The organism is Priestia filamentosa (genome assembly GCF_900177535.1).
Taxonomy (GTDB): Bacteria; Bacillota; Bacilli; order Bacillales; family Bacillaceae_H; genus Bacillus_I; species Bacillus_I filamentosa.
The window spans coordinates 687,214-706,630 of sequence record NZ_FXAJ01000001.1; the positions used below are offsets into that span (position 1 = coordinate 687,214).

Here is a 19,417-nt window from a genome sequence, read left to right on the forward strand (position 1 = left end):
ATGAGTTTTTTTAAGAAACTAAAACAAAAGTTTTCAGGAACTGAAGTAGAGCAAGAAGAAACAAAGAAATATGAAAAAGGGATGGAGAAAACAAGGAAGTCGTTCACAGGACGTCTTAATGACCTTGTTGCTCGCTATCGTAAAGTTGACGAAGATTTCTTTGAAGAATTAGAAGAAATTCTAATTAGCGCTGATGTTGGTGTTAGTACTGTAATGGACTTAATTGACGAGTTGAAAATGGAAGTAAAACGCCGTAATATCAAAGATTCAACAGAAATTAAAGACGTTATTTCAGAGAAACTTGTTGATATTTATTCAGGAGGAGAAGAACAGTTCTCTTCTCTGAATATTCAACAATCAGGCCTAAGCATTATTCTATTTGTTGGAGTAAACGGCGTTGGAAAAACAACAACAATTGGAAAGCTTGCTCATCAGCTTAAGCAAGAAGGTAAAAAAGTGATGCTTGCAGCAGGGGATACGTTCCGAGCAGGAGCAATTGAACAGCTTGAAGTATGGGGAGAACGCGTTGGTGTGGATGTTATTAAACAAGCGGCAGGATCAGATCCAGCTGCTGTAATGTATGATGCAGTTCAGTCAGCTCGTTCACGAGGAGCGGATGTATTGCTTTGTGATACAGCAGGACGCCTTCAAAATAAAGTGAACTTAATGAATGAGCTTGAAAAAGTAAAGCGCGTCATTTCTCGTGAAGTTCCTGATGCCCCTCATGAAGTATTACTTGTTCTTGATGCAACAACAGGACAAAATGCAATGAGCCAAGCTAAAACGTTCTCAGCGGCAACAGACGTGTCAGGCATTGTCTTAACAAAGCTTGATGGGACTGCAAAAGGTGGAATTGTTCTGGCGATCCGTAACGAATTGAGTATTCCAGTTAAATTCGTAGGCCTTGGTGAAAAGGTAGAAGATCTTCAGGAGTTTGATCCAGAGAAATATGTATACGGCCTTTTTGCAGGGCTTATGGAAGAAGACGAAGAAGAATAAAAAGACTGTTAAGAAAAAAACTTGACATTTGTTTTTAAAATAAGTACACTATTTGAGTGTAAAGGTTTTTCACTTAACAAGGGCGTGATTGGTTGTGCTTGAAAAAACAACAAGGATAAACTATCTGTATGATTTTTATCAATCATTATTAACTTCAAAACAGAAAAGTTATATGTCGCTTTATTATTTAGATGATTATTCGCTTGGAGAAATCGCTGAAGAATATGGCGTGAGTCGACAAGCTGTTTATGATAATATAAAACGTACAGAACAAATGCTTGAGCAGTATGAAGAAAAGCTCGGCTTGTTTCAGCGATTTCGTCAAAGAAAGCAGCTTTTACAAGATCTTCAAAAAGCTGTAAAACAGCATGATGAAGAGCAGACGCTTTCTCTTATTGATTCGCTTGAGAAATTAGATTAGGGGGCGGCATAGTATGGCATTTGAAGGATTAGCCGACCGTTTGCAAAGCACAATTCAAAAGATTAAAGGCAAAGGTAAAGTTTCAGAAGCAGACGTAAAAGCAATGATGCGTGAAGTTCGCCTTGCCTTACTTGAAGCAGACGTTAACTTTAAAGTTGTTAAAGAATTCGTCAAAAACGTGAATGAACGCGCTGTTGGGCAAGAGGTTATGAAAAGCTTAACGCCTGGACAGCAAGTTATCAAAGTTGTTAAAGAAGAGTTAACAAAGCTAATGGGTGGAGAAGAAAGCAAAATTGCTGCTTCAAACCGTCCGCCAACCGTTGTTATGATGGTTGGTCTGCAGGGGGCCGGTAAAACGACCACAACAGGAAAATTAGCAAATCTTCTTCGCAAAAAATACAATCGTAAACCTCTGCTAGCTGCTGCGGATATTTATCGTCCTGCAGCAATTCAACAGCTTGAAACGTTAGGAAAACAGCTCAGCATGCCCGTGTTCTCACTTGGTGATCAGGTAAGCCCTGTTGAAATTGCACGTAAGGCCATTGAGCATGCAAAAGAAGAGCATCATGACTACGTTTTAATTGATACAGCAGGTCGTCTTCATGTTGATGAGACGTTAATGGACGAGCTTAAAAAAGTAAAAGAAGTGGCACAGCCAGATGAAATTTTACTTGTTGTAGATGCGATGACAGGCCAAGACGCTGTAAATGTGGCAGAGAGTTTTAACGAACAATTAGGATTAACAGGTGTTGTTCTTACAAAACTTGATGGAGATACGCGCGGTGGTGCGGCTCTCTCTATCCGTTCTGTAACGGAAACACCGATTAAATTTGTCGGGATGGGTGAAAAACTAGATGCTTTAGAAACTTTCCATCCTGAGCGTATGGCGTCTCGTATTCTTGGAATGGGTGACGTGCTAACGCTTATCGAGAAGGCACAAGTGTCTGTTGACGAGGACAAAGCGCGCGAACTTGAACAAAAGTTACGTACGCAATCTTTCACATTTGATGATTTTCTAGAACAGCTTGGACAAGTGCGACAGATGGGACCGCTTGATGAAATTCTTGGAATGCTTCCAGGAGCAAACAAGATGAAAGGCTTGAAAAACGTTCAAGTAGATGATAAGCAAATTGGTCATATTGAAGCGATTATTCGTTCAATGACAAAGCTTGAAAAAGAACAGCCTGAAGTCATCAATGCAAGCCGTAAAAAGCGTATTGCCAGAGGTAGTGGTAGATCTGTTCAAGAGGTCAATAGACTTCTTAAGCAGTTTGATGAAATGAAGAAGATGATGAAGCAAATGACAAACATGTCAAAAGGCAAGAAAAAAGGATTTAAACTTCCTTTTATGTAGTGTTAAGAAAAAACACTTTACAAACAAATGCAGGATTGATAATATATTATCCTGTGTGAAACAATTTCGGAGGTGCTTTAATAATGGCAGTAAAAATTCGTTTAAAACGTATGGGATCTAAAAAGTCTCCATTCTATCGTATCGTAGTAGCTGATTCTCGTTCACCACGTGATGGACGTTTCATCGAAACAGTTGGAACTTACAATCCACTTGAGCAACCAGCAGCAGTTAAAATCAATGAAGAGCTTGCTCTTAAATGGTTAACAGACGGTGCTAAACCATCTGATACAGTACGTAACCTTTTCTCTAAAGAAGGTATCATGGAGAAATTCCACAACTCAAAATTAAGCAAGTAATGAAAAAAGGGGAGGGATAACCTCCCCTTTTTTTTACTTCTTTTATATAATAAAGATAAGAGGAGGGAGTGCGGGTGAAAGTTGTCCAAAAAGTGATTGTGAAACAAGTATTAACTGAACAAAGCAAGGAAAAGTTAAGGAATAAGTTTATTCTTGAACAAAAAGGGCTGCAAAATGAAATTGAGCAGTTGCGCTTTCAGTTGAAAAAGATTGAAAATATGAAAAAGCCATCAGCGGCATCGCTTGAAAAACAATTCGAAAAGGAACAAAAAACCCGTTTAGAAAAACTCCGCATTATCGATTTTCAGCTAGAACAGCTTAACTTGCTCCCCATTGGTAGTGAGCTTGAAGAAACAAAGCTAGATGCTATTGTGGAAGTAAAAGAAGGCGACAGCTGGGAAGAATTCAAAAGTTTACAAACGATTCTTGTTAAAGATGGAATTGTGATTGAAATTCGATAGAGGTGAAAAGCAATGGAAAAGTGGTTGAACGTAGGGAAAATTGTGAACACGCACGGAGTTCGCGGTGAAGTCCGCGTTATCTCTCGCACAGATTTTCCAGAAGAACGTTATAAGGTTGGAAATGAGTTATACATATTCAAGGGCAACGAAGAAATCAAAGTTGTTGTAGCAAGTCACCGTCAGCATAAAAATTTTGATCTTCTTACATTTGAAGAGTATCATAATATCAATCAAGTGGAGGCGTTCAAAAACTGTCTCCTTAAGGTACCATCTTCAGACCTTGTTGAATTAGAAGAAGGTGAATATTACTTTCACGAAATTGTAGGTTGTGAAGTATACACAGAGGAAGGAAATCTTGTTGGCACAATCAAAGAAATTTTAGCAACAGGAGCGAACGATGTTTGGGTCGTAAAAGCATCTGGAAGAAAAGACGTCCTTATCCCGTATATTGAAGATGTTGTAGCAGACATTAACGTCGAAGAGAAAAGAGTAATCATCAACGAAATGGAAGGGTTATTAGACTAATGAAAATTGATGTTTTGTCACTGTTTCCTGAGATGTTTCATGGTGTTCTTGAAAGCTCCATTTTAAAAAAGGCGCGTGATAAAGGAGCGGTTGATGTAGCTGTTACAGATTTTAGAGAGTACGCAGACAATAAGCATAAGACAGTTGATGACTACCCATATGGCGGTGGTGCTGGTATGGTATTAAAGCCACAACCTATTTTTGATGCTGTTGCTGATCTCAATAAAGAAGGCTCAAAAGCTCGCGTTGTTCTTCTTTGTCCACAGGGTGAACGCTATACCCAAAAAAAAGCAGAGGAGCTTTCAAAAGAAGAGCACCTTATCTTTGTTTGTGGTCACTATGAAGGATATGATGAGCGAATTCGTGAACACGTTGTAACAGATGAGATTTCAATTGGAGACTTTGTGTTGACGGGAGGGGAACTTGGGGCTCTTGTAATCATTGACAGCGTCGTACGACTTCTTCCTGACGTTTTAGGGAACAAAGCATCTGCTGTTGAAGATTCATTTAGTACAGGTCTTCTAGAGCATCCTCACTATACTCGGCCATCAGATTTTAGAGGGATGAAGGTGCCAGACGTCCTTACATCTGGGGATCATAAACGTATAGCGGAGTGGAGAGAAGAAGAATCACTGCGTAGAACATTCCTAAGAAGGCCTGATCTGCTCGAAAACTATGAGCTTTCAGAAAGCCAAAAGAAGATGCTGAATCAGATTGAAAAAACGCATCGTTCAGATGTTTAAAAGATATTGCATCTAGTGATGGGATGTGCTAAGATAATGTTTGTGGCTTTGGGCAGTGATGTCCAAGCTTTGAAAACGATGTTCCGCTGCAATGATGCGAAAGCATTGATAAGAGCATCTGTTGGAAGGAGATGAAATCATGCAACAATTAATCCAAGATATCACAAAAGAACAATTAAAAGGTGACTTACCTGCTTTCCGTTCTGGAGATACAGTTCGCGTACACGTTAAAGTTGTTGAGGGTACTCGTGAACGTATTCAGGTGTTCGAAGGTGTTGTAATCAAACGCCGTGGTGGTGGAATTAGCGAAACTTTCACAGTTCGTAAAATTTCTTACGGTGTTGGTGTTGAACGTGCATTCCCACTTCATTCACCAAAAATCGCTAAGCTTGAAGTTGTACGTCGTGGTAAAGTACGTCGTGCGAAACTTTACTACCTACGTAACCTTCGTGGTAAAGCAGCTCGTATTAAAGAAATTCGATAATCCAAAAAGGAGCTTGTCTGACAAGCTCCTTTTTTCAAATTTCTAAACTATTTTCTAAACTATTTAAGGCGAGTTTCGCCGATTTTTACATAAAGGTTGAATAATCATTATTTTTTTATGTATAGTAGAGAGGTACATTTTAGCTGTTTGGAGGATAAACTATGGCTCGTAAAAAAAATGAAACAGTAGAATGGATCAAGGCCATTTCGATTGCCGTCATTATTGCGGCAATTATTCGATTCTTCTTCTTCACTCCAATTGTTGTAGATGGAGAATCAATGATGCCAACTCTACATGATCAAAACCGCATGATTGTAAACAAGATATCTTATAAAATTGGTGGGCCTGATCGATTTGATGTTGTTGTCTTTCATGCTCCAGGTGGCAAAGATTACATTAAACGCGTGATTGGTTTACCAGGAGATCACGTGGAGTACAAAAACGATACGCTTTATATTAATGGAAAGGCGTACGAAGAACCGTATCTTGATCAATATAAAAGCGAACTTGACGACGGTATGCCGCTTACGGAAGATTTTAAATTAGAAGATACTCCCGGTGGCGATAAGGTCGTTCCAGAAGGCGAAATTTTCGTTATGGGAGATAACCGACGCAATAGCCGAGATAGTCGCGCGATTGGACCGGTTTCCTTGAAAAAAGTAGTTGGCACAACAAGCATTGTGTACTGGCCTTTTAATGAAATTAGAACGGTTGATTAAAAGTAGGTGAATAATAATGACCATTCAATGGTTTCCAGGACATATGGCGAAAGCTCGTCGCCAAGTTACCGAGAAATTAAAACTAATTGATATTGTTTTTGTGCTTGTTGACGCACGCATCCCTCAATCTTCACAAAACCCAATGATTGATGAGCTTATTGCAAATAAGCCGCGAATCATGCTGTTAAATAAAGCGGATAAAGCTGATCCAAAAGTGACGGAACAGTGGATTCAGTACTATGATGAAAAAGGGATTCCAGCTCTTGCTATTAACTCACAGAATGGCAAAGGAATGGACCGTATTGTCTCACTTTCTAAAACCCTTCTAAAAGAAAAATTTGATCGTATGAGACAAAAAGGAATTAAAAATCCACGTGCAATGCGAGCGATGATTGTTGGAATTCCAAATGTAGGAAAATCGACACTTATCAATCGCTTAGCAGGAAAAAATATTGCTAAAACAGGAGATCGTCCTGGAGTGACACAAGCACAGCAGTGGATTAAAGTAGGAAAAGAGCTCGAGCTTCTAGATACGCCTGGGATTCTCTGGCCGAAATTTGAGGACGAGCTTGTGGGATTAAAGCTTGCTACAACAGGGGCTATTAAAGATACAATTTTAAATTTGCAAGATGTAGCAGTTTATGCACTGCGCTTTTTGCAAGAGCGTTACGAAGCACGTTTAGAAGATCGTTATGGTGTTACAGAGCGTTATGAGGAGATTGTAGACCTGTTTGACTTTATCGGTACTAAACGGGGCTGTTTAATGGGTGGAGGTATTGTGGACTACGACAAGACAGCTGAGCTTGTATTGCGTGAAATTCGCGCAGATCGTCTTGGTCCCCTTACATTTGACTATCCTGAGGAACTCCATGAAAGTGAAGAGGAATAAATGAAAAGGATGCTTAAAAAGCATCCTTTTTTAATAGAAAAAAAAGAAAAAAGGACGATATAAAAGATGAGTGAAAGCATTAAAGAAATTAAAGCAAAGTTAGAAAAGGTAACGTCTAAAAGTGATCCATTTCTATTGCAGTGTGCAACAGACGAGCGTAAAGGTGTTCAAAAGCTAGTCCTGCAGAAAGAAAAGTGGTTTAAAAAACAAGAAGTGTTAGAAGAGCAATTTCTAGAGATGATGAAATATGAAAATACGCTTTATGCAAAAGGTATAGATTTAATCGCAGGTATTGATGAAGTTGGCAGGGGACCTCTTGCAGGTCCGGTCGTTTCAGCAGCTGTTATTCTTCCTCATGATTTCCATGCACTTGGTTTAACAGATTCCAAAAAGCTTTCTGAGAAAAAACGGGAAAGTTACTATGAGCACATTTTAGAGAATGCTCTTGCAGTTGGTGTAGGGATTATTGGACGAGAAGCTATTGATTCATTGAATATTTATCAGGCAACACGAAAAGCAATGGAAAGTGCTATTAGGGAGCTTGAGAGAGAGCCTGACTATTTGCTTATCGATGCAATGAAGCTTCCGAACGTTTCTATTCCTCAGCTTGATATTATCAGTGGAGATGCGAAAAGTATTTCAATTGCAGCTGCTTCGATTGTAGCTAAGGTTACACGTGATCGGTTGATGAAAAAACTCGGTGAAAAATTTCCTGAGTATGGGTTTGAAAAACATATGGGGTATGGAACGAAAGAGCACCTAGAGGCAATTGAAAAGCATGGGATTATTGATGAACACAGACGTTCCTTTTCACCAATTAAAGAGTATGTTGAAAGCTAGAGGTGAATTATGAATATTTCTTTTTGGCGCTCTTCGCTGTTAGAAGGAATTCAACATTCCACAGTGCTACCTCTTAGAGATGGAAGCATCGTGAAAGGAACCATTCAAAAGTTTTTTAAAGGAGACATAGCGCTTGTTTCTGTAAATGGCCAAAGTATTGTAGCTAAATTAGAGCGTTCTTTATCTGTTTTGCGTCCCTATTATTTTGAAATAGATATTAAAGACGATTTGCCAAGCTTAAAAGTCGTTGGAGAAGAGTCGGGGGATAAAAAAATGCAAAACATATTGCAAACACTAGGAACAGAAGGAAAGAAGGAAGAGAGTTTAGCCTCTTTTTTGCTTTCTAAAAATATTCCTTTTTCAAAAGAGTTTTTAACGACTATCGCTAAGGAAACATCACCTTCTTTTCCATCCCCTGAAAAAAAAGCCATAGAGATGATGATTGCGCGGAACTTTACGCCATCTAAATCTATTTTCCAAGCTTTAAAATCGCTAGGAGACGCTTCTCTTGCTCCACTTTTTAATGAACTCACAGCTCTCGCCGATCGTGAAGGGTATGGTGAAGAACTTGTTAAGTTTAAAGGTGCTTTTAGGCTAACAAAAGGAAGAGAAGTTCTATTACATTTAGTAAAGGGCTGGTTAGAAGGAAATATCCCTTTTCGTATTCTGCAACAGACAGGGGCAATTGAAAAAGGGGTTTTGGAACAGCAGGCATTAGTGAGCTTATCTCCTAAACAAGAAGAAGCAGAAGAAATTACCGCTATGAAAAAAACGCTTCTGAACAATTTGCCAACCATTGAAAAAATGCCGTTCTTTCACAAAATGGTAGAGAGCATTGAAAAAAGTCCTAACTTAAGAGGAAAGCTTACTCAAGAAGGAACCTCCTTGTTCATAAACGAAGAAGGAAAAGAAATTTTAATAGAGGTGAACAAGCTTCTGCAAACTTCTTTTCAATCTAGGGAGTTTCAACGTATATTATCAACCTTGTTTTCGTCTTTAGGTCTTACATATGAGAGTGAGCTAAAAGGAGAAAGCTCTGGAGAAGGATTAAAAGGAGCTCTTTTGAAAATGCTTGAGCAACCCCTACCACCTTTTTTAAGAGAACGAGCAGAAGAGATGCTGCATAAATTGACCGCTCTTCAGCTCTTGTCTTCTGACGAAGGACAAGGGCCTATTACTTCTCTGTACGTGCAGTTTCCACTCTACGTAAGGGAAAAGCTAACAGAAGTCTCCCTTCAGTGGAAAGGAAAGAAGAGAGAGGATGGAACAATTGATCCAAATTACTGTCATATTCTTTTTCACTTAGAGCTTTCTTATTTACAAGAAACGGTAGTCAGCGTCCGTGTTCAAAATCGAGTGATTATCATAGATATTATAAATGAGCATCAGGATATTAAACCTATTATGGAATCTTTAAAACCATCACTTCGTCTCGGTCTGAGCAAGCTTGACTATTATCTATCAGACGTAAAAGTTTTTGCAAGTAAAGATAAAACATCAAGTTTAGCTCAAGTATCGCATAGTGGATATAAAGGAGTGGATCTTAAGATTTGATGAAAAAAAAATCATACTCTAAAAAAGCGGTAGCTCTTGCCTATTTGAAACATGAGAAAGCACCAAAGATAGTGGCAAAAGGAGGAGGAGATGTTGCTCGGGATATCATTGAAAAGGCAAAAGAAAACAATGTTCCAATTCAAGAAGATCCGTCTCTTGTAAACTTGCTTCATAATTTAGAATTGAACGAGCGTATCCCAGAAGAGCTTTATGAGTCAGTAGCAGAAATTTTTGCTTTTATCTACAAAATGGATGAAAAAGCAAAAAAATAGAACAAATTTCTAAAGAAAACGCCATCATTTCTGAATCTTTTATAAATTTCGCAAGAATAGTAGACAAGTAGACTTCCATTTTATACAATGAAAGCGCAGTCTATTTTTTTGAAATGATGTTAGGAGGATGGGATATGAATATTCATGAGTATCAAGGAAAAGAGCTCCTTAGAAAATATGGGGTAGCTGTTCCAAACGGCCGCGTAGCGTTTACGGTAGAAGAAGCGGTAGAAGCAGCAAAAGAGCTAGGAACAGATGTTTCTGTTGTAAAAGCACAGATTCATGCAGGTGGCCGCGGTAAAGCCGGAGGGGTAAAAGTTGCGAAAAACTTGGATGAAGTTCGTACATATGCCGATGAGATACTTGGAAAAACGCTCGTAACTCATCAAACAGGTCCACAAGGGAAAGAAGTAAAGCGTTTACTTATTGAGGAAGGCTGCGATATCCAAAAAGAATATTATGTTGGAATCGTATTAGATCGTGCTTCTTCACGCGTGGTGCTTATGGCTTCTGAAGAAGGTGGCACAGAAATTGAAGAAGTAGCTGAAAAAACACCTGAGAAAATCTTTAAGGAATATATCGATCCAGCGGTTGGGTTACAGGGGTTCCAAGCGCGTCGATTAGCGTTTAATATTAATATTCCAAAAGAGTTAGTAGGTCAAGCTGTAAAATTTATGGCTGGTTTATATAAAGTATTTGTTGAAAAAGATTGCTCAATCGCTGAGATTAATCCACTTGTAACAACAGGTGATGGAAAAGTAATGGCGCTTGATGCAAAACTTAATTTTGATTCAAACGCTCTTTATCGTCAAAAAGATGTGTTAGAGCTTCGCGATTTAGAAGAAGAAGATGTAAAAGAAATTGAAGCATCAAAATACGACTTAAGCTACATTGCGCTTGACGGTAATATCGGCTGCATGGTAAATGGAGCAGGTCTTGCAATGGCGACAATGGACATTATTAAATATTCAGGCGGAGAGCCGGCAAACTTCCTTGACGTAGGGGGCGGTGCAACGGCTGAGAAAGTAACGGAAGCGTTCAAGATTATTATCTCCGATCAAAATGTAAAAGGGATTTTTGTTAACATTTTTGGTGGCATTATGAGATGTGATGTTATTGCTGAAGGTGTTGTTGAAGCAACAAAACAAGTAGGGTTAGATTTGCCACTTGTTGTTCGCTTAGAAGGCACAAACGTTGAGCTTGGCAAAAAGATTTTGAAAGAATCAGGTCTTAATATTACAGCTGCAGAGTCAATGGCTGACGGCGCTGAAAAAATTGTTGCACTTGTGAAATAAAGAACAGGAGGGGTAAAAATGAGCGTATTTATTAACAAGGATACAAAAGTTATTGTACAGGGGATTACAGGAGCAACAGGTTTGTTTCATACAAAACAAGCAATTGAATATGGAACAAAAATTGTTGGGGGCGTAACTCCAGGAAAAGGCGGCACAACAATCGAAGGAGTACCTGTTTTCAACACTGTTGAAGACGCAAAAAAAGCAACAGGTGCAAACGCGTCAGTTGTGTATGTTCCACCTGCTTTTGCAGCAGATGCAATTATGGAAGCAGTTGATGCAGACCTTGACTTAGTTATCACAATTACAGAGGGTATTCCAGTAATTGATATGGTGAAAGTAAAGCGTTATATGGAAGGAAAACGCACAAGACTTGTTGGACCAAACTGCCCAGGTGTTATCACACCAGAAGAATGTAAAATTGGTATTATGCCAGGATATATTCATAAAAAAGGTCATGTTGGCGTTGTGTCACGCTCTGGAACACTCACATATGAAGCTGTTCATCAACTTTCACAAGCAGGAATTGGCCAGTCAACAGCAGTAGGAATTGGTGGGGACCCTGTTAATGGCACGGACTTCATTGATGTGTTAAAAGCCTTTAATGAAGATGAAGACACATATGCTGTTATTATGATTGGTGAAATCGGGGGTACGGCAGAAGAAGAAGCAGCACAATGGGTGAAAGAAAATATGACAAAACCTGTTGTTGGCTTTATTGGAGGTCAAACAGCTCCAGCAGGCAAGCGTATGGGCCACGCTGGTGCGATTATCTCAGGTGGTAAGGGTACGGCAAGCGAGAAGATTAAAACGCTTAACGCATGCGGTATTAGCGTTGCTGAAACCCCTTCTGTTATGGGAGAAACGCTTATTAAAGTGCTAAAGGACGAAGGAATTTACGATAAGTGTAAAACGCACGATATTCCCGTAAGTTCATCACAGTCTTAAAATAGGAAGTTCAACCGTTACCATTTAGGTAACGGTTGGTTTTTATGGCGATTTTTAGAACAATTAAAGAGGTGAATTATGAGAGAAAAGTTAATTTTATTATCACACTGCAGAAGGATTGGATGGAAATCCATACTCAAACTTCTTCAGTATGATTCCTCCCTATCTTTTCTAAGAGAAGCTTCTCCTGCTCTTCTTCAAACCATTCTTCAACTTCCAAGTTCTTCAACTGAAATTGTCTATAAAGATTTGCAAACTATTCCAATACAAGATATTCTAAAGAAATATAGTGCTCAAAATATTCGTTGTATAACAATTACGGATCCTGAGTATCCTGCATTATTAAAGAATATTTATGACCCTCCATGGGTTCTTTATACAAAAGGAGATCACCGATTATTAAATAACAAATCCGTTAGCATCGTTGGAACGAGGACGCCAACAAGCTACGGTATAAAGGCTACAAAGGTTTTGTGCAAACCTCTCGTGGAAGAAGGCTGGACAATTGTAAGCGGTCTTGCAAAAGGGGTGGATGCGCTTGCACATAAAGAAGCTATTCTTCATGGAGGCAAAACTGTTGCTGTATTAGGAAGCGGGTTTTATAACATTTATCCAAAAGAAAATTGTTATTTAGCAAGTGACATCGCTAACGATCATCTGTTATTATCGGAATACAACCCTTTTATAAAACCGCATCGAGCGCATTTTCCGCTACGGAACCGTATTATTAGCGGTTTATCGTTTGGAACGATTGTCATTCAAGCGAAGGAAAGAAGCGGTTCTTTTATTACAGCTGACCAAGCGCTCTCTCAAGGAAGAGAGGTTTTTGCTGTACCTGGCTCAATCTTTGAGGAATGTTCAAAAGGAACAAATAAGCTTATTCAGCTTGGTGCAAAACTAGTATGTAGTGCTAAAGATATAACAAGCGAAATTCATTTCCAAGTAAAAAATGAACAAGAGGTTTGACAAAGTGCATATAAGTATTTAATAATAATGAAGATTTTATTCTACCTCTTTAAGGGAGGACAATAGTATGTCGGACTATTTAGTTATTGTAGAGTCGCCAGCGAAGGCGAAAACAATTGAAAAATATTTAGGGAAAAAATACAAAGTAAAAGCATCAATGGGACACGTTCGAGATCTTCCAAAAAGCCAAATGGGAATTGATACTGAACATGATTACGACCCAAAATACATCACTATTCGTGGAAAAGGGCCTGTTTTAAAAGAACTTAAGACAGCAGCTAAAAAAGCAAAAAAGATTTTCCTAGCGGCCGATCCGGATCGTGAGGGGGAAGCAATTGCTTGGCATTTAGCTCATAGTCTTGGCGTTGATACATCGTCAGACTGCCGTGTAGTATTTAATGAAATTACAAAAGATGCAATTAAAGCTTCTTTTAAACATCCAAGATCTATTAATATGGATCTTGTTAATTCTCAACAAGCTCGTCGTATTCTTGATCGTTTAGTAGGGTATAACATTAGCCCACTTCTTTGGAAAAAAGTGAAAAAGGGATTAAGCGCTGGACGCGTTCAATCTGTTGCAGTTCGATTAATTATTGAACGGGAGCAGGAAATCTCACGCTTTCAACCTGAAGAATATTGGTCAATTAACGCGAACTTCTTAAAAAGTGAAAAAGAATTTCAAGCATCTTTCACTGAAATGGATGGCAAAAAAATAAAGCTTTCATCAAAAGAAGATGTTGAAAAAGTTCTAGCCCGACTTGACGGCAATGAATTTTCAATTCAAAAAGTAGCAAAGAAAGAGCGCAAGCGAAATCCGGCGCTTCCTTTTACAACATCTTCCCTTCAACAGGAAGCAGCTCGTAAACTAAACTTTAGAGCGAAGAAGACAATGATGCTTGCTCAACAGCTTTACGAAGGAATTGATTTAGGGAAAAAAGAAGGAACAGTTGGTTTAATTACGTACATGCGTACAGATTCAACTCGTATTTCAGAAACGGCTCAAACAGAGTCTTATGAATATGTAAAAGATACGTTTGGTGAAGAATTTCTTTCAAAAGAAAAGCGGAAAGAAAAGAAGAATGCTAATACTCAAGATGCTCATGAGGCAATTCGCCCAACATCTATTCTGCGTTCACCTTCTGAGATTAAACAGTATGTATCAAGAGATCAACATCGCTTATACAAACTGATTTGGGAACGATTTCTTGCAAGCCAAATGGCACCAGCTATTATGGATACGATGGCTGTTGATTTAGTAAACAATGGTGTAACATTTAGAGCGAACGGCTCAAAAATTAAGTTTCCTGGCTTTATGAAAGTGTACGTAGAAGGAAATGATGATAAAGTGGAAGAAAAGGAAAAAATTCTTCCAGATATGATAGAAGGAGAACAAGCGTACTCAAAAGATATCGAACAAAATCAGCATTTCACTCAGCCGCCGCCTCGCTATACGGAAGCACGTCTTGTGAAAACGATGGAAGAGTTAGGTATTGGAAGACCTTCTACATATGCTCCAACGCTTGATACTATTCAACGCAGAGGATATGTTGCACTTGATAACAAAAGATTTGTTCCAACAGAGCTTGGTGAAATTGTACTGGAACTTATCCTTGAGTTCTTTCCTGAAACAATTGATGTGGAATTTACAGCCAAAATGGAAACAGACCTTGATGAAATAGAGGAAGGTAAAGTACAATGGGTATCGGTTATCGATGAATTTTACCGCGACTTCGAAATACGTTTAGAAAAAGCGGAAAAAGAAATGCGCGAAGTCGAGATTAAAGACGAACCTGCTGGAGAAGATTGTGAACTGTGTGGTTCACCTATGGTCTTTAAAATGGGCCGCTATGGAAAATTTATGGCATGCTCAAACTTTCCTGACTGTCGTAACACAAAGCCGATTGTAAAAGAAATTGGCGTTGATTGTCCGAAATGTGAAGACGGTCAAGTTGTGGAACGAAAATCAAAGAAAAAACGCCTTTTCTATGGCTGCACAAATTATCCAAGCTGTGACTTCTTATCTTGGGACAAACCAATTGCAAGAAAATGTCCAAAATGTGAAAGTCTCCTTGTTGAGAAAAAGCAGAAAAAAGGTGTTCAAGTTACGTGCACTGAATGTGATTACAAAGAAGAAACGCAAAGCTAGACCTTTTTCGTGGTGAGCACAACGTTGTGCTCACCACTTTATCTGTTACGGAGAAAAGAAATTACATCTGGAGGGAAACAAATGTCTGAAAAAATCGTTAATGTAATAGGAGCTGGACTTGCTGGAAGTGAAGCAGCTTGGCAGCTTGCTAAAAGAGGAATTAAGGTGCATCTTTACGAAATGCGTCCTGTTCGTCAAACAGCAGCACATCATACAGATAAATTTGCAGAGCTTGTATGCAGTAACTCGCTTCGTGCCAACACGCTTACAAATGCTGTTGGAGTACTGAAAGAGGAGATGCGTCATTTAGATTCTGTTATTATTTCCTCAGCTGATGCTTGTTCTGTTCCAGCAGGAGGAGCACTAGCTGTTGACCGACATGAATTTGCGGCACATGTAACAGAGCGTGTGAAGCATCATGAAAATGTAACGGTATTTAATGAAGAAATCACAGAAATCCCAAGCGGACCTACTATTATTGCAACAGGTCCATTAACGTCTCAAGCATTAGCTGAACAGCTTAGAAGTTTAACGGGAGAAGAGTATCTCTATTTCTATGATGCAGCAGCTCCAATTCTTGAAAAAGACAGCATTGATATGGATAAGGTATACTTGAAGTCTCGCTATGATAAAGGAGAAGCAGCATATTTGAACTGTCCAATGACAGAAGAAGAATTTGATCGTTTCTATAATGCGCTTATTGAGGCAGAAGTTGTACCGCTAAAAGAATTTGAAAAAGAAGTATATTTTGAAGGTTGCATGCCAATTGAGGTGATGGCTTCAAGAGGAAAGAAAACAATGCTTTTCGGTCCATTAAAACCAGTAGGTCTTGAAGATCCGAAAACAGGAAAACGTCCGTATGCCGTTGTACAACTTCGTCAAGATGATGCAGCAGGAACACTTTACAATATCGTTGGTTTCCAAACACATATTAAATGGGGACCTCAAAAAGATATCGTTCGCTTAATTCCTGGGCTTGAAAATGCAGAAATCGTTCGTTACGGTGTTATGCATCGAAATACATTTATTAATTCACCAAAACTTCTAAAACCAACATATCAATACAAAGATCGTGAAGATTTATTCTTTGCAGGACAAATGACAGGTGTTGAAGGTTACGTAGAATCAGCTGCAAGCGGACTTTTAGCAGGACTAAACGCAGCTCGCTATGTGTTAGGTGAAGAGCTTTTAGTTTTCCCTCAAGAAACGGCTCTTGGAAGCATGGCTCACTATATTACACATACAAGTGATAAAAACTTCCAACCGATGAATGCAAACTTTGGAATATTCAAGGATCTCCCAGTTCGCATTAAAAAGAAACAAGAGCGCAATGAACAGTATGCTAAGCGTGCACTTGAAATAGTTCAAAATTTTGTGAAAAATATATAAATTATTTGCGCGGGTTACTTAAAGTGTGATAATATTTAGTAGCCTTTGCGAGGTGAAGCAATGATAAATGTGAAAGAATCTTTAAATTGCTATCTTGAATATTTACAAATTGAGAAAAATTACTCACAATATACAACGCTGTGTTACGAGAAAGACATTTTATTGTTTATGGAATTTCTAGAGGAAGAAGGAATTAAAAGATTAGAGGACGTTACATATAGCAACGTTCGTATCTTTTTAACCAAGCTTCACGAACACAGCTATTCTAAGCGATCGATTGCCCGTAAAGTATCAGCTTTGCGAAGTTTTTATCGCTTTTTATCGCGCGAGCATACGGTAAAAGAAAATCCGTTTACAATGGTATCCCTCCCAAAGCGTTCGCACCGCAACCCTTCGTTCTTATATAAGGAAGAACTTGAACTACTTTTTGAAGTAAGCGATGTTTCTACACCGCTTGGTCAAAGAGATCAAGCAATCTTAGAACTTTTATATGCAACGGGAATAAGGGTAAGTGAGTGTGCTTCAATTATGTTGAGTGATATCGATATGTCAATGAAAACTCTTTTGGTTTATGGAAAGGGAAAGAAGCAACGTTATGTACCTTTTGGGAATTTCTCATATGAAGCCATAAAAAAATATAGAGATGAAGGTCGTCTAAAATTGCTCCCAAAGAGTAATATTGATTGTAAGGCACTCTTTGTGAATCATAGAGGTCAGCCTTTAACAGCTAGAGGCATTCGCTATATTTTAAACCGTATTGTTAAGAAAACGGCAGAGAACATTCATATTACTCCTCATTCTTTGCGTCATACTTTTGCAACGCATATGTTAAATGAAGGTGCTGACATGAGAACTGTTCAAGAACTTCTAGGACATGAAAATTTGTCAACAACTCAAATTTATACACATGTGACAAAAGATCGCCTTCGTTCTATTTATATGAATCATCATCCAAGAGCGTAAGCGACATAAAAGGATAATATGAAAAAAGAACACAAGAACATATGCTGAAGGAGAGATGTATATTATGGGTGACTTTCATGCTACAACGATTTTTGCGATTCAACACAAAGGCGGTTGCGCAATGGCAGGAGATGGACAAGTAACGTTCGGAAATGCTGTAGTAATGAAACATACAGCAAAAAAAGTACGTCGTCTTTTTCATGGAAAAGTGCTAGCAGGGTTTGCTGGATCTGTAGCAGATGCGTTTACTCTTTTTGAAATGTTTGAAAATCGTCTTGAAGAGTACAACGGTAATTTGCAGCGTGCAGCTGTTGAACTTGCAAAAGAGTGGCGCAGCGATAAAGTGTTACGCAAGCTAGAAGCAATGCTTATCGTAGCAAACGAAGAGCATATGCTACTTATTTCAGGTACAGGTGAGGTTATTGAACCAGATGATGGAATTTTAGCTATTGGTTCTGGTGGGAACTATGCGCTATCTGCAGGTCGTGCGCTCAAACGATATTCAGGTGAAAACATGTCAGCACGAGATATTGCTAAGGCCTCTCTAGAGATTGCAGGAGATATTTGTGTTTATACGAACGATCAAATTATTGTAGAGGAACTTTAAGGAGGGAAGAACAGAATGTATACAGAACTTACACCGCGTCAAATTGTTGAAAAACTTGATCAATATATTGTTGGACAAAAGGAAGCAAAAAAGGCCGTTGCCGTTGCACTTCGCAACCGTTATCGCCGCAGTAAGCTAAGCGAATCACTACGAGATGAAGTTGTGCCGAAGAACATTTTAATGATTGGGCCTACTGGAGTAGGGAAAACAGAGATTGCTCGTCGACTAGCAAAATTAGTTGGAGCTCCTTTTATTAAAGTTGAAGCAACGAAGTTCACGGAAGTCGGTTATGTTGGGCGTGATGTAGAATCAATGGTACGAGACCTTGTGGAAACTTCTGTTCGACTTGTGAAAGAAGAAAAAACAAACGAAGTACGCGGGCAAGCAGAACAAAATGCAAACCAACGCATTGTTGATCTTCTCGTTCCTTCTAAACGTAAAAATACTCAATATAAAAACCCATTTGAAATGCTTTTTGGTGGTCAAGCTGAAGGGGAAAAACCTCAGCAAGAAACATCAAACGACGATGCATCAAGCGAAATGGAACGTAAGAGAATGGCTCATAAGCTTGCACTTGGAGAACTTGAAGAGCATTATGTAACAGTTGAAGTAGAAGAACAGCAAGCTTCTATGTTTGATATGCTTCAAGGTTCGGGTATGGAGCAAATGGGAATGAATATTCAAGATGCGCTAGGTAATTTCATGCCAAAGAAAAAGAAAAAGCGTCGGTTAACAGTACGCGAAGCTCGCAAAGTGTTAACAAATGAAGAAGCACAGAAGCTAATTGATATGGATGAAGTAACGCAACAAGCAACAGAGCGTGCCGAACAGTTTGGAATTATTTTTATTGATGAAATCGATAAAATTGCTCGTAAAAGCAGCCAATCTTCATCAGGAGATGTGTCACGTGAAGGAGTACAGCGTGATATCTTGCCAATCGTTGAGGGTTCAACAATTATAACAAAGTATGGTCCTGTAAAAACAGACCACGTATTGTTTATTTCAGCAGGTGCTTTTCACGTTTCAAAACCATCTGATCTTATTCCAGAGCTTCAAGGAAGATTTCCAATTCGCGTTGAGCTTGGCAAATTATCAGTAGATGACTTTGTCCGTATTTTAGTTGAGCCTGATAATGCTATTATTAAACAATATACAGCATTATTGGAAACTGAAGGTATAAAAATTGAATTTTCTGACGAAGCTATTAAAAAGCTAGCTCAAGTAGCATTCGATGTAAACCAGGATACGGATAATATCGGAGCTCGTCGTTTACATACAATTATGGAAAGACTTTTGGAAGATCTTTCATTTGAAGCACCAGATGTAACGATGGAGAAGATTGAAATTACTCCACAGTATGTGGAAGAGAAACTTGGCTCAATTGCTAAAAACAAAGACTTAAGTCAGTTTATTTTATAAAGTCAGCCTTTTGGGGAAAGGGAACGCTTCTTAAAAGAAGAGGCGGATAGACTTTACAGGGAACAGA

The 19,417-nt window shown here is 38.8% G+C and carries 21 protein-coding genes; all 21 read left to right on the top strand.

Features of this window, described 5'->3' with window-relative positions; translation table 11 throughout:
- Complete coding sequence (ftsY, locus tag B9N79_RS03650) at window positions 1-999, top strand: signal recognition particle-docking protein FtsY (RefSeq protein ID WP_019391788.1); 999 nt, start codon at window positions 1-3, stop codon at window positions 997-999.
- Between the two features lie 94 nt (window positions 1,000-1,093).
- Complete coding sequence (locus B9N79_RS03655; RefSeq protein ID WP_026009511.1) at window positions 1,094-1,420, top strand: putative DNA-binding protein; 327 nt, start codon at window positions 1,094-1,096, stop codon at window positions 1,418-1,420.
- A 13-nt stretch (window positions 1,421-1,433) separates the two neighbouring features.
- Window positions 1,434-2,774: a signal recognition particle protein gene (gene ffh / locus B9N79_RS03660; RefSeq protein ID WP_040056677.1), complete on the top strand. Its 1,341-nt coding sequence runs from the start codon at window positions 1,434-1,436 to the stop codon at window positions 2,772-2,774.
- An 83-nt stretch (window positions 2,775-2,857) separates the two neighbouring features.
- A complete protein-coding gene (gene rpsP, locus B9N79_RS03665) occupies window positions 2,858-3,130 on the top strand; it encodes a 30S ribosomal protein S16 (protein ID WP_019391791.1) in 273 nt (90 codons plus the stop codon).
- A gap of 74 nt (window positions 3,131-3,204) precedes the next feature.
- The gene (locus B9N79_RS03670) at window positions 3,205-3,591 is read left to right on the top strand and encodes a YlqD family protein (protein ID WP_040056676.1); all 387 of its coding nucleotides are present in this window, start codon (window positions 3,205-3,207) and stop codon (window positions 3,589-3,591) included.
- Between the two features lie 12 nt (window positions 3,592-3,603).
- Complete coding sequence (rimM, locus tag B9N79_RS03675; RefSeq protein WP_019391793.1) at window positions 3,604-4,116, top strand: ribosome maturation factor RimM; 513 nt, start codon at window positions 3,604-3,606, stop codon at window positions 4,114-4,116.
- Window positions 4,116-4,859, top strand: coding sequence for a tRNA (guanosine(37)-N1)-methyltransferase TrmD (trmD, locus tag B9N79_RS03680; RefSeq protein ID WP_019391794.1), 744 nt, complete (start codon window positions 4,116-4,118; stop codon window positions 4,857-4,859). Before rimM ends, trmD begins: the two co-directional genes overlap by 1 nt.
- 139 nt (window positions 4,860-4,998) lie before the next feature.
- The gene (gene rplS, locus B9N79_RS03685; RefSeq protein WP_019391795.1) at window positions 4,999-5,343 is read left to right on the top strand and encodes a 50S ribosomal protein L19; all 345 of its coding nucleotides are present in this window, start codon (window positions 4,999-5,001) and stop codon (window positions 5,341-5,343) included.
- A 161-nt stretch (window positions 5,344-5,504) separates the two neighbouring features.
- Complete coding sequence (gene lepB / locus B9N79_RS03690; protein ID WP_040056674.1) at window positions 5,505-6,062, top strand: signal peptidase I; 558 nt, start codon at window positions 5,505-5,507, stop codon at window positions 6,060-6,062.
- 16 nt (window positions 6,063-6,078) lie between these two features.
- Window positions 6,079-6,951 (top strand): ribosome biogenesis GTPase YlqF, encoded by an 873-nt coding sequence (ylqF, locus tag B9N79_RS03695; protein WP_019391797.1) that lies wholly within the window; start codon window positions 6,079-6,081, stop codon window positions 6,949-6,951.
- A gap of 66 nt (window positions 6,952-7,017) precedes the next feature.
- Window positions 7,018-7,791 (top strand): ribonuclease HII, encoded by a 774-nt coding sequence (locus B9N79_RS03700; protein WP_019391798.1) that lies wholly within the window; start codon window positions 7,018-7,020, stop codon window positions 7,789-7,791.
- A gap of 9 nt (window positions 7,792-7,800) precedes the next feature.
- Window positions 7,801-9,345 carry a hypothetical protein gene (locus tag B9N79_RS03705; RefSeq protein ID WP_040056673.1) on the top strand — a complete coding sequence of 515 codons (1,545 nt, stop codon included), beginning with the start codon at window positions 7,801-7,803 and terminating at the stop codon, window positions 9,343-9,345.
- On the top strand, window positions 9,345-9,617 hold the full coding sequence (locus tag B9N79_RS03710) for an EscU/YscU/HrcU family type III secretion system export apparatus switch protein (protein WP_040056672.1): 273 nt from the start codon (window positions 9,345-9,347) through the stop codon (window positions 9,615-9,617). Before B9N79_RS03705 ends, B9N79_RS03710 begins: the two co-directional genes overlap by 1 nt.
- 134 nt (window positions 9,618-9,751) lie before the next feature.
- Entirely contained in the window at window positions 9,752-10,912 is a 1,161-nt protein-coding gene (sucC, locus tag B9N79_RS03715; protein WP_019391801.1) for an ADP-forming succinate--CoA ligase subunit beta, read from the top strand.
- A gap of 18 nt (window positions 10,913-10,930) precedes the next feature.
- Window positions 10,931-11,860 (top strand): succinate--CoA ligase subunit alpha, encoded by a 930-nt coding sequence (gene sucD / locus B9N79_RS03720; RefSeq protein ID WP_019391802.1) that lies wholly within the window; start codon window positions 10,931-10,933, stop codon window positions 11,858-11,860.
- Between the two features lie 78 nt (window positions 11,861-11,938).
- Window positions 11,939-12,826, top strand: coding sequence for a DNA-processing protein DprA (gene dprA, locus B9N79_RS03725; RefSeq protein ID WP_040056671.1), 888 nt, complete (start codon window positions 11,939-11,941; stop codon window positions 12,824-12,826).
- A gap of 67 nt (window positions 12,827-12,893) precedes the next feature.
- Entirely contained in the window at window positions 12,894-14,972 is a 2,079-nt protein-coding gene (gene topA, locus B9N79_RS03730) for a type I DNA topoisomerase (protein ID WP_019391804.1), read from the top strand.
- 81 nt (window positions 14,973-15,053) lie between these two features.
- Window positions 15,054-16,361: an FADH(2)-oxidizing methylenetetrahydrofolate--tRNA-(uracil(54)-C(5))-methyltransferase TrmFO gene (gene trmFO, locus B9N79_RS03735; protein ID WP_019391805.1), complete on the top strand. Its 1,308-nt coding sequence runs from the start codon at window positions 15,054-15,056 to the stop codon at window positions 16,359-16,361.
- Window positions 16,362-16,421: 60 nt separating this feature from the next.
- The gene (xerC, locus tag B9N79_RS03740; RefSeq protein ID WP_019391806.1) at window positions 16,422-17,324 is read left to right on the top strand and encodes a tyrosine recombinase XerC; all 903 of its coding nucleotides are present in this window, start codon (window positions 16,422-16,424) and stop codon (window positions 17,322-17,324) included.
- A gap of 64 nt (window positions 17,325-17,388) precedes the next feature.
- Complete coding sequence (gene hslV / locus B9N79_RS03745; protein WP_019391807.1) at window positions 17,389-17,931, top strand: ATP-dependent protease subunit HslV; 543 nt, start codon at window positions 17,389-17,391, stop codon at window positions 17,929-17,931.
- A 15-nt stretch (window positions 17,932-17,946) separates the two neighbouring features.
- Window positions 17,947-19,350, top strand: a complete 1,404-nt coding sequence (hslU, locus tag B9N79_RS03750; RefSeq protein ID WP_019391808.1) for an ATP-dependent protease ATPase subunit HslU — start codon at window positions 17,947-17,949, stop codon at window positions 19,348-19,350.
- Window positions 19,351-19,417: the final 67 nt, after the last annotated feature.

Bases quoted from the DNA above. Each gene is read 5' to 3' on its own strand.
- ftsY (WP_019391788.1), top strand. From the start codon at position 1: ATGAGTTTTTTTAAGAAACTAAAACAAAAGTTTTCAGGAACTGAAGTA.
- ffh (WP_040056677.1), top strand. From the start codon at position 1,434: ATGGCATTTGAAGGATTAGCCGACCGTTTGCAAAGCACAATTCAAAAG.
- rpsP (WP_019391791.1), top strand. From the start codon at position 2,858: ATGGCAGTAAAAATTCGTTTAAAACGTATGGGATCTAAAAAGTCTCCA.
- rimM (WP_019391793.1), top strand. From the start codon at position 3,604: ATGGAAAAGTGGTTGAACGTAGGGAAAATTGTGAACACGCACGGAGTT.
- trmD (WP_019391794.1), top strand. From the start codon at position 4,116: ATGAAAATTGATGTTTTGTCACTGTTTCCTGAGATGTTTCATGGTGTT.
- rplS (WP_019391795.1), top strand. From the start codon at position 4,999: ATGCAACAATTAATCCAAGATATCACAAAAGAACAATTAAAAGGTGAC.
- lepB (WP_040056674.1), top strand. From the start codon at position 5,505: ATGGCTCGTAAAAAAAATGAAACAGTAGAATGGATCAAGGCCATTTCG.
- ylqF (WP_019391797.1), top strand. From the start codon at position 6,079: ATGACCATTCAATGGTTTCCAGGACATATGGCGAAAGCTCGTCGCCAA.
- B9N79_RS03700 (WP_019391798.1), top strand. From the start codon at position 7,018: ATGAGTGAAAGCATTAAAGAAATTAAAGCAAAGTTAGAAAAGGTAACG.
- B9N79_RS03705 (WP_040056673.1), top strand. From the start codon at position 7,801: ATGAATATTTCTTTTTGGCGCTCTTCGCTGTTAGAAGGAATTCAACAT.
- B9N79_RS03710 (WP_040056672.1), top strand. From the start codon at position 9,345: ATGAAAAAAAAATCATACTCTAAAAAAGCGGTAGCTCTTGCCTATTTG.
- sucC (WP_019391801.1), top strand. From the start codon at position 9,752: ATGAATATTCATGAGTATCAAGGAAAAGAGCTCCTTAGAAAATATGGG.
- sucD (WP_019391802.1), top strand. From the start codon at position 10,931: ATGAGCGTATTTATTAACAAGGATACAAAAGTTATTGTACAGGGGATT.
- dprA (WP_040056671.1), top strand. From the start codon at position 11,939: ATGAGAGAAAAGTTAATTTTATTATCACACTGCAGAAGGATTGGATGG.
- topA (WP_019391804.1), top strand. From the start codon at position 12,894: ATGTCGGACTATTTAGTTATTGTAGAGTCGCCAGCGAAGGCGAAAACA.
- trmFO (WP_019391805.1), top strand. From the start codon at position 15,054: ATGTCTGAAAAAATCGTTAATGTAATAGGAGCTGGACTTGCTGGAAGT.
- xerC (WP_019391806.1), top strand. From the start codon at position 16,422: ATGATAAATGTGAAAGAATCTTTAAATTGCTATCTTGAATATTTACAA.
- hslV (WP_019391807.1), top strand. From the start codon at position 17,389: ATGGGTGACTTTCATGCTACAACGATTTTTGCGATTCAACACAAAGGC.
- hslU (WP_019391808.1), top strand. From the start codon at position 17,947: ATGTATACAGAACTTACACCGCGTCAAATTGTTGAAAAACTTGATCAA.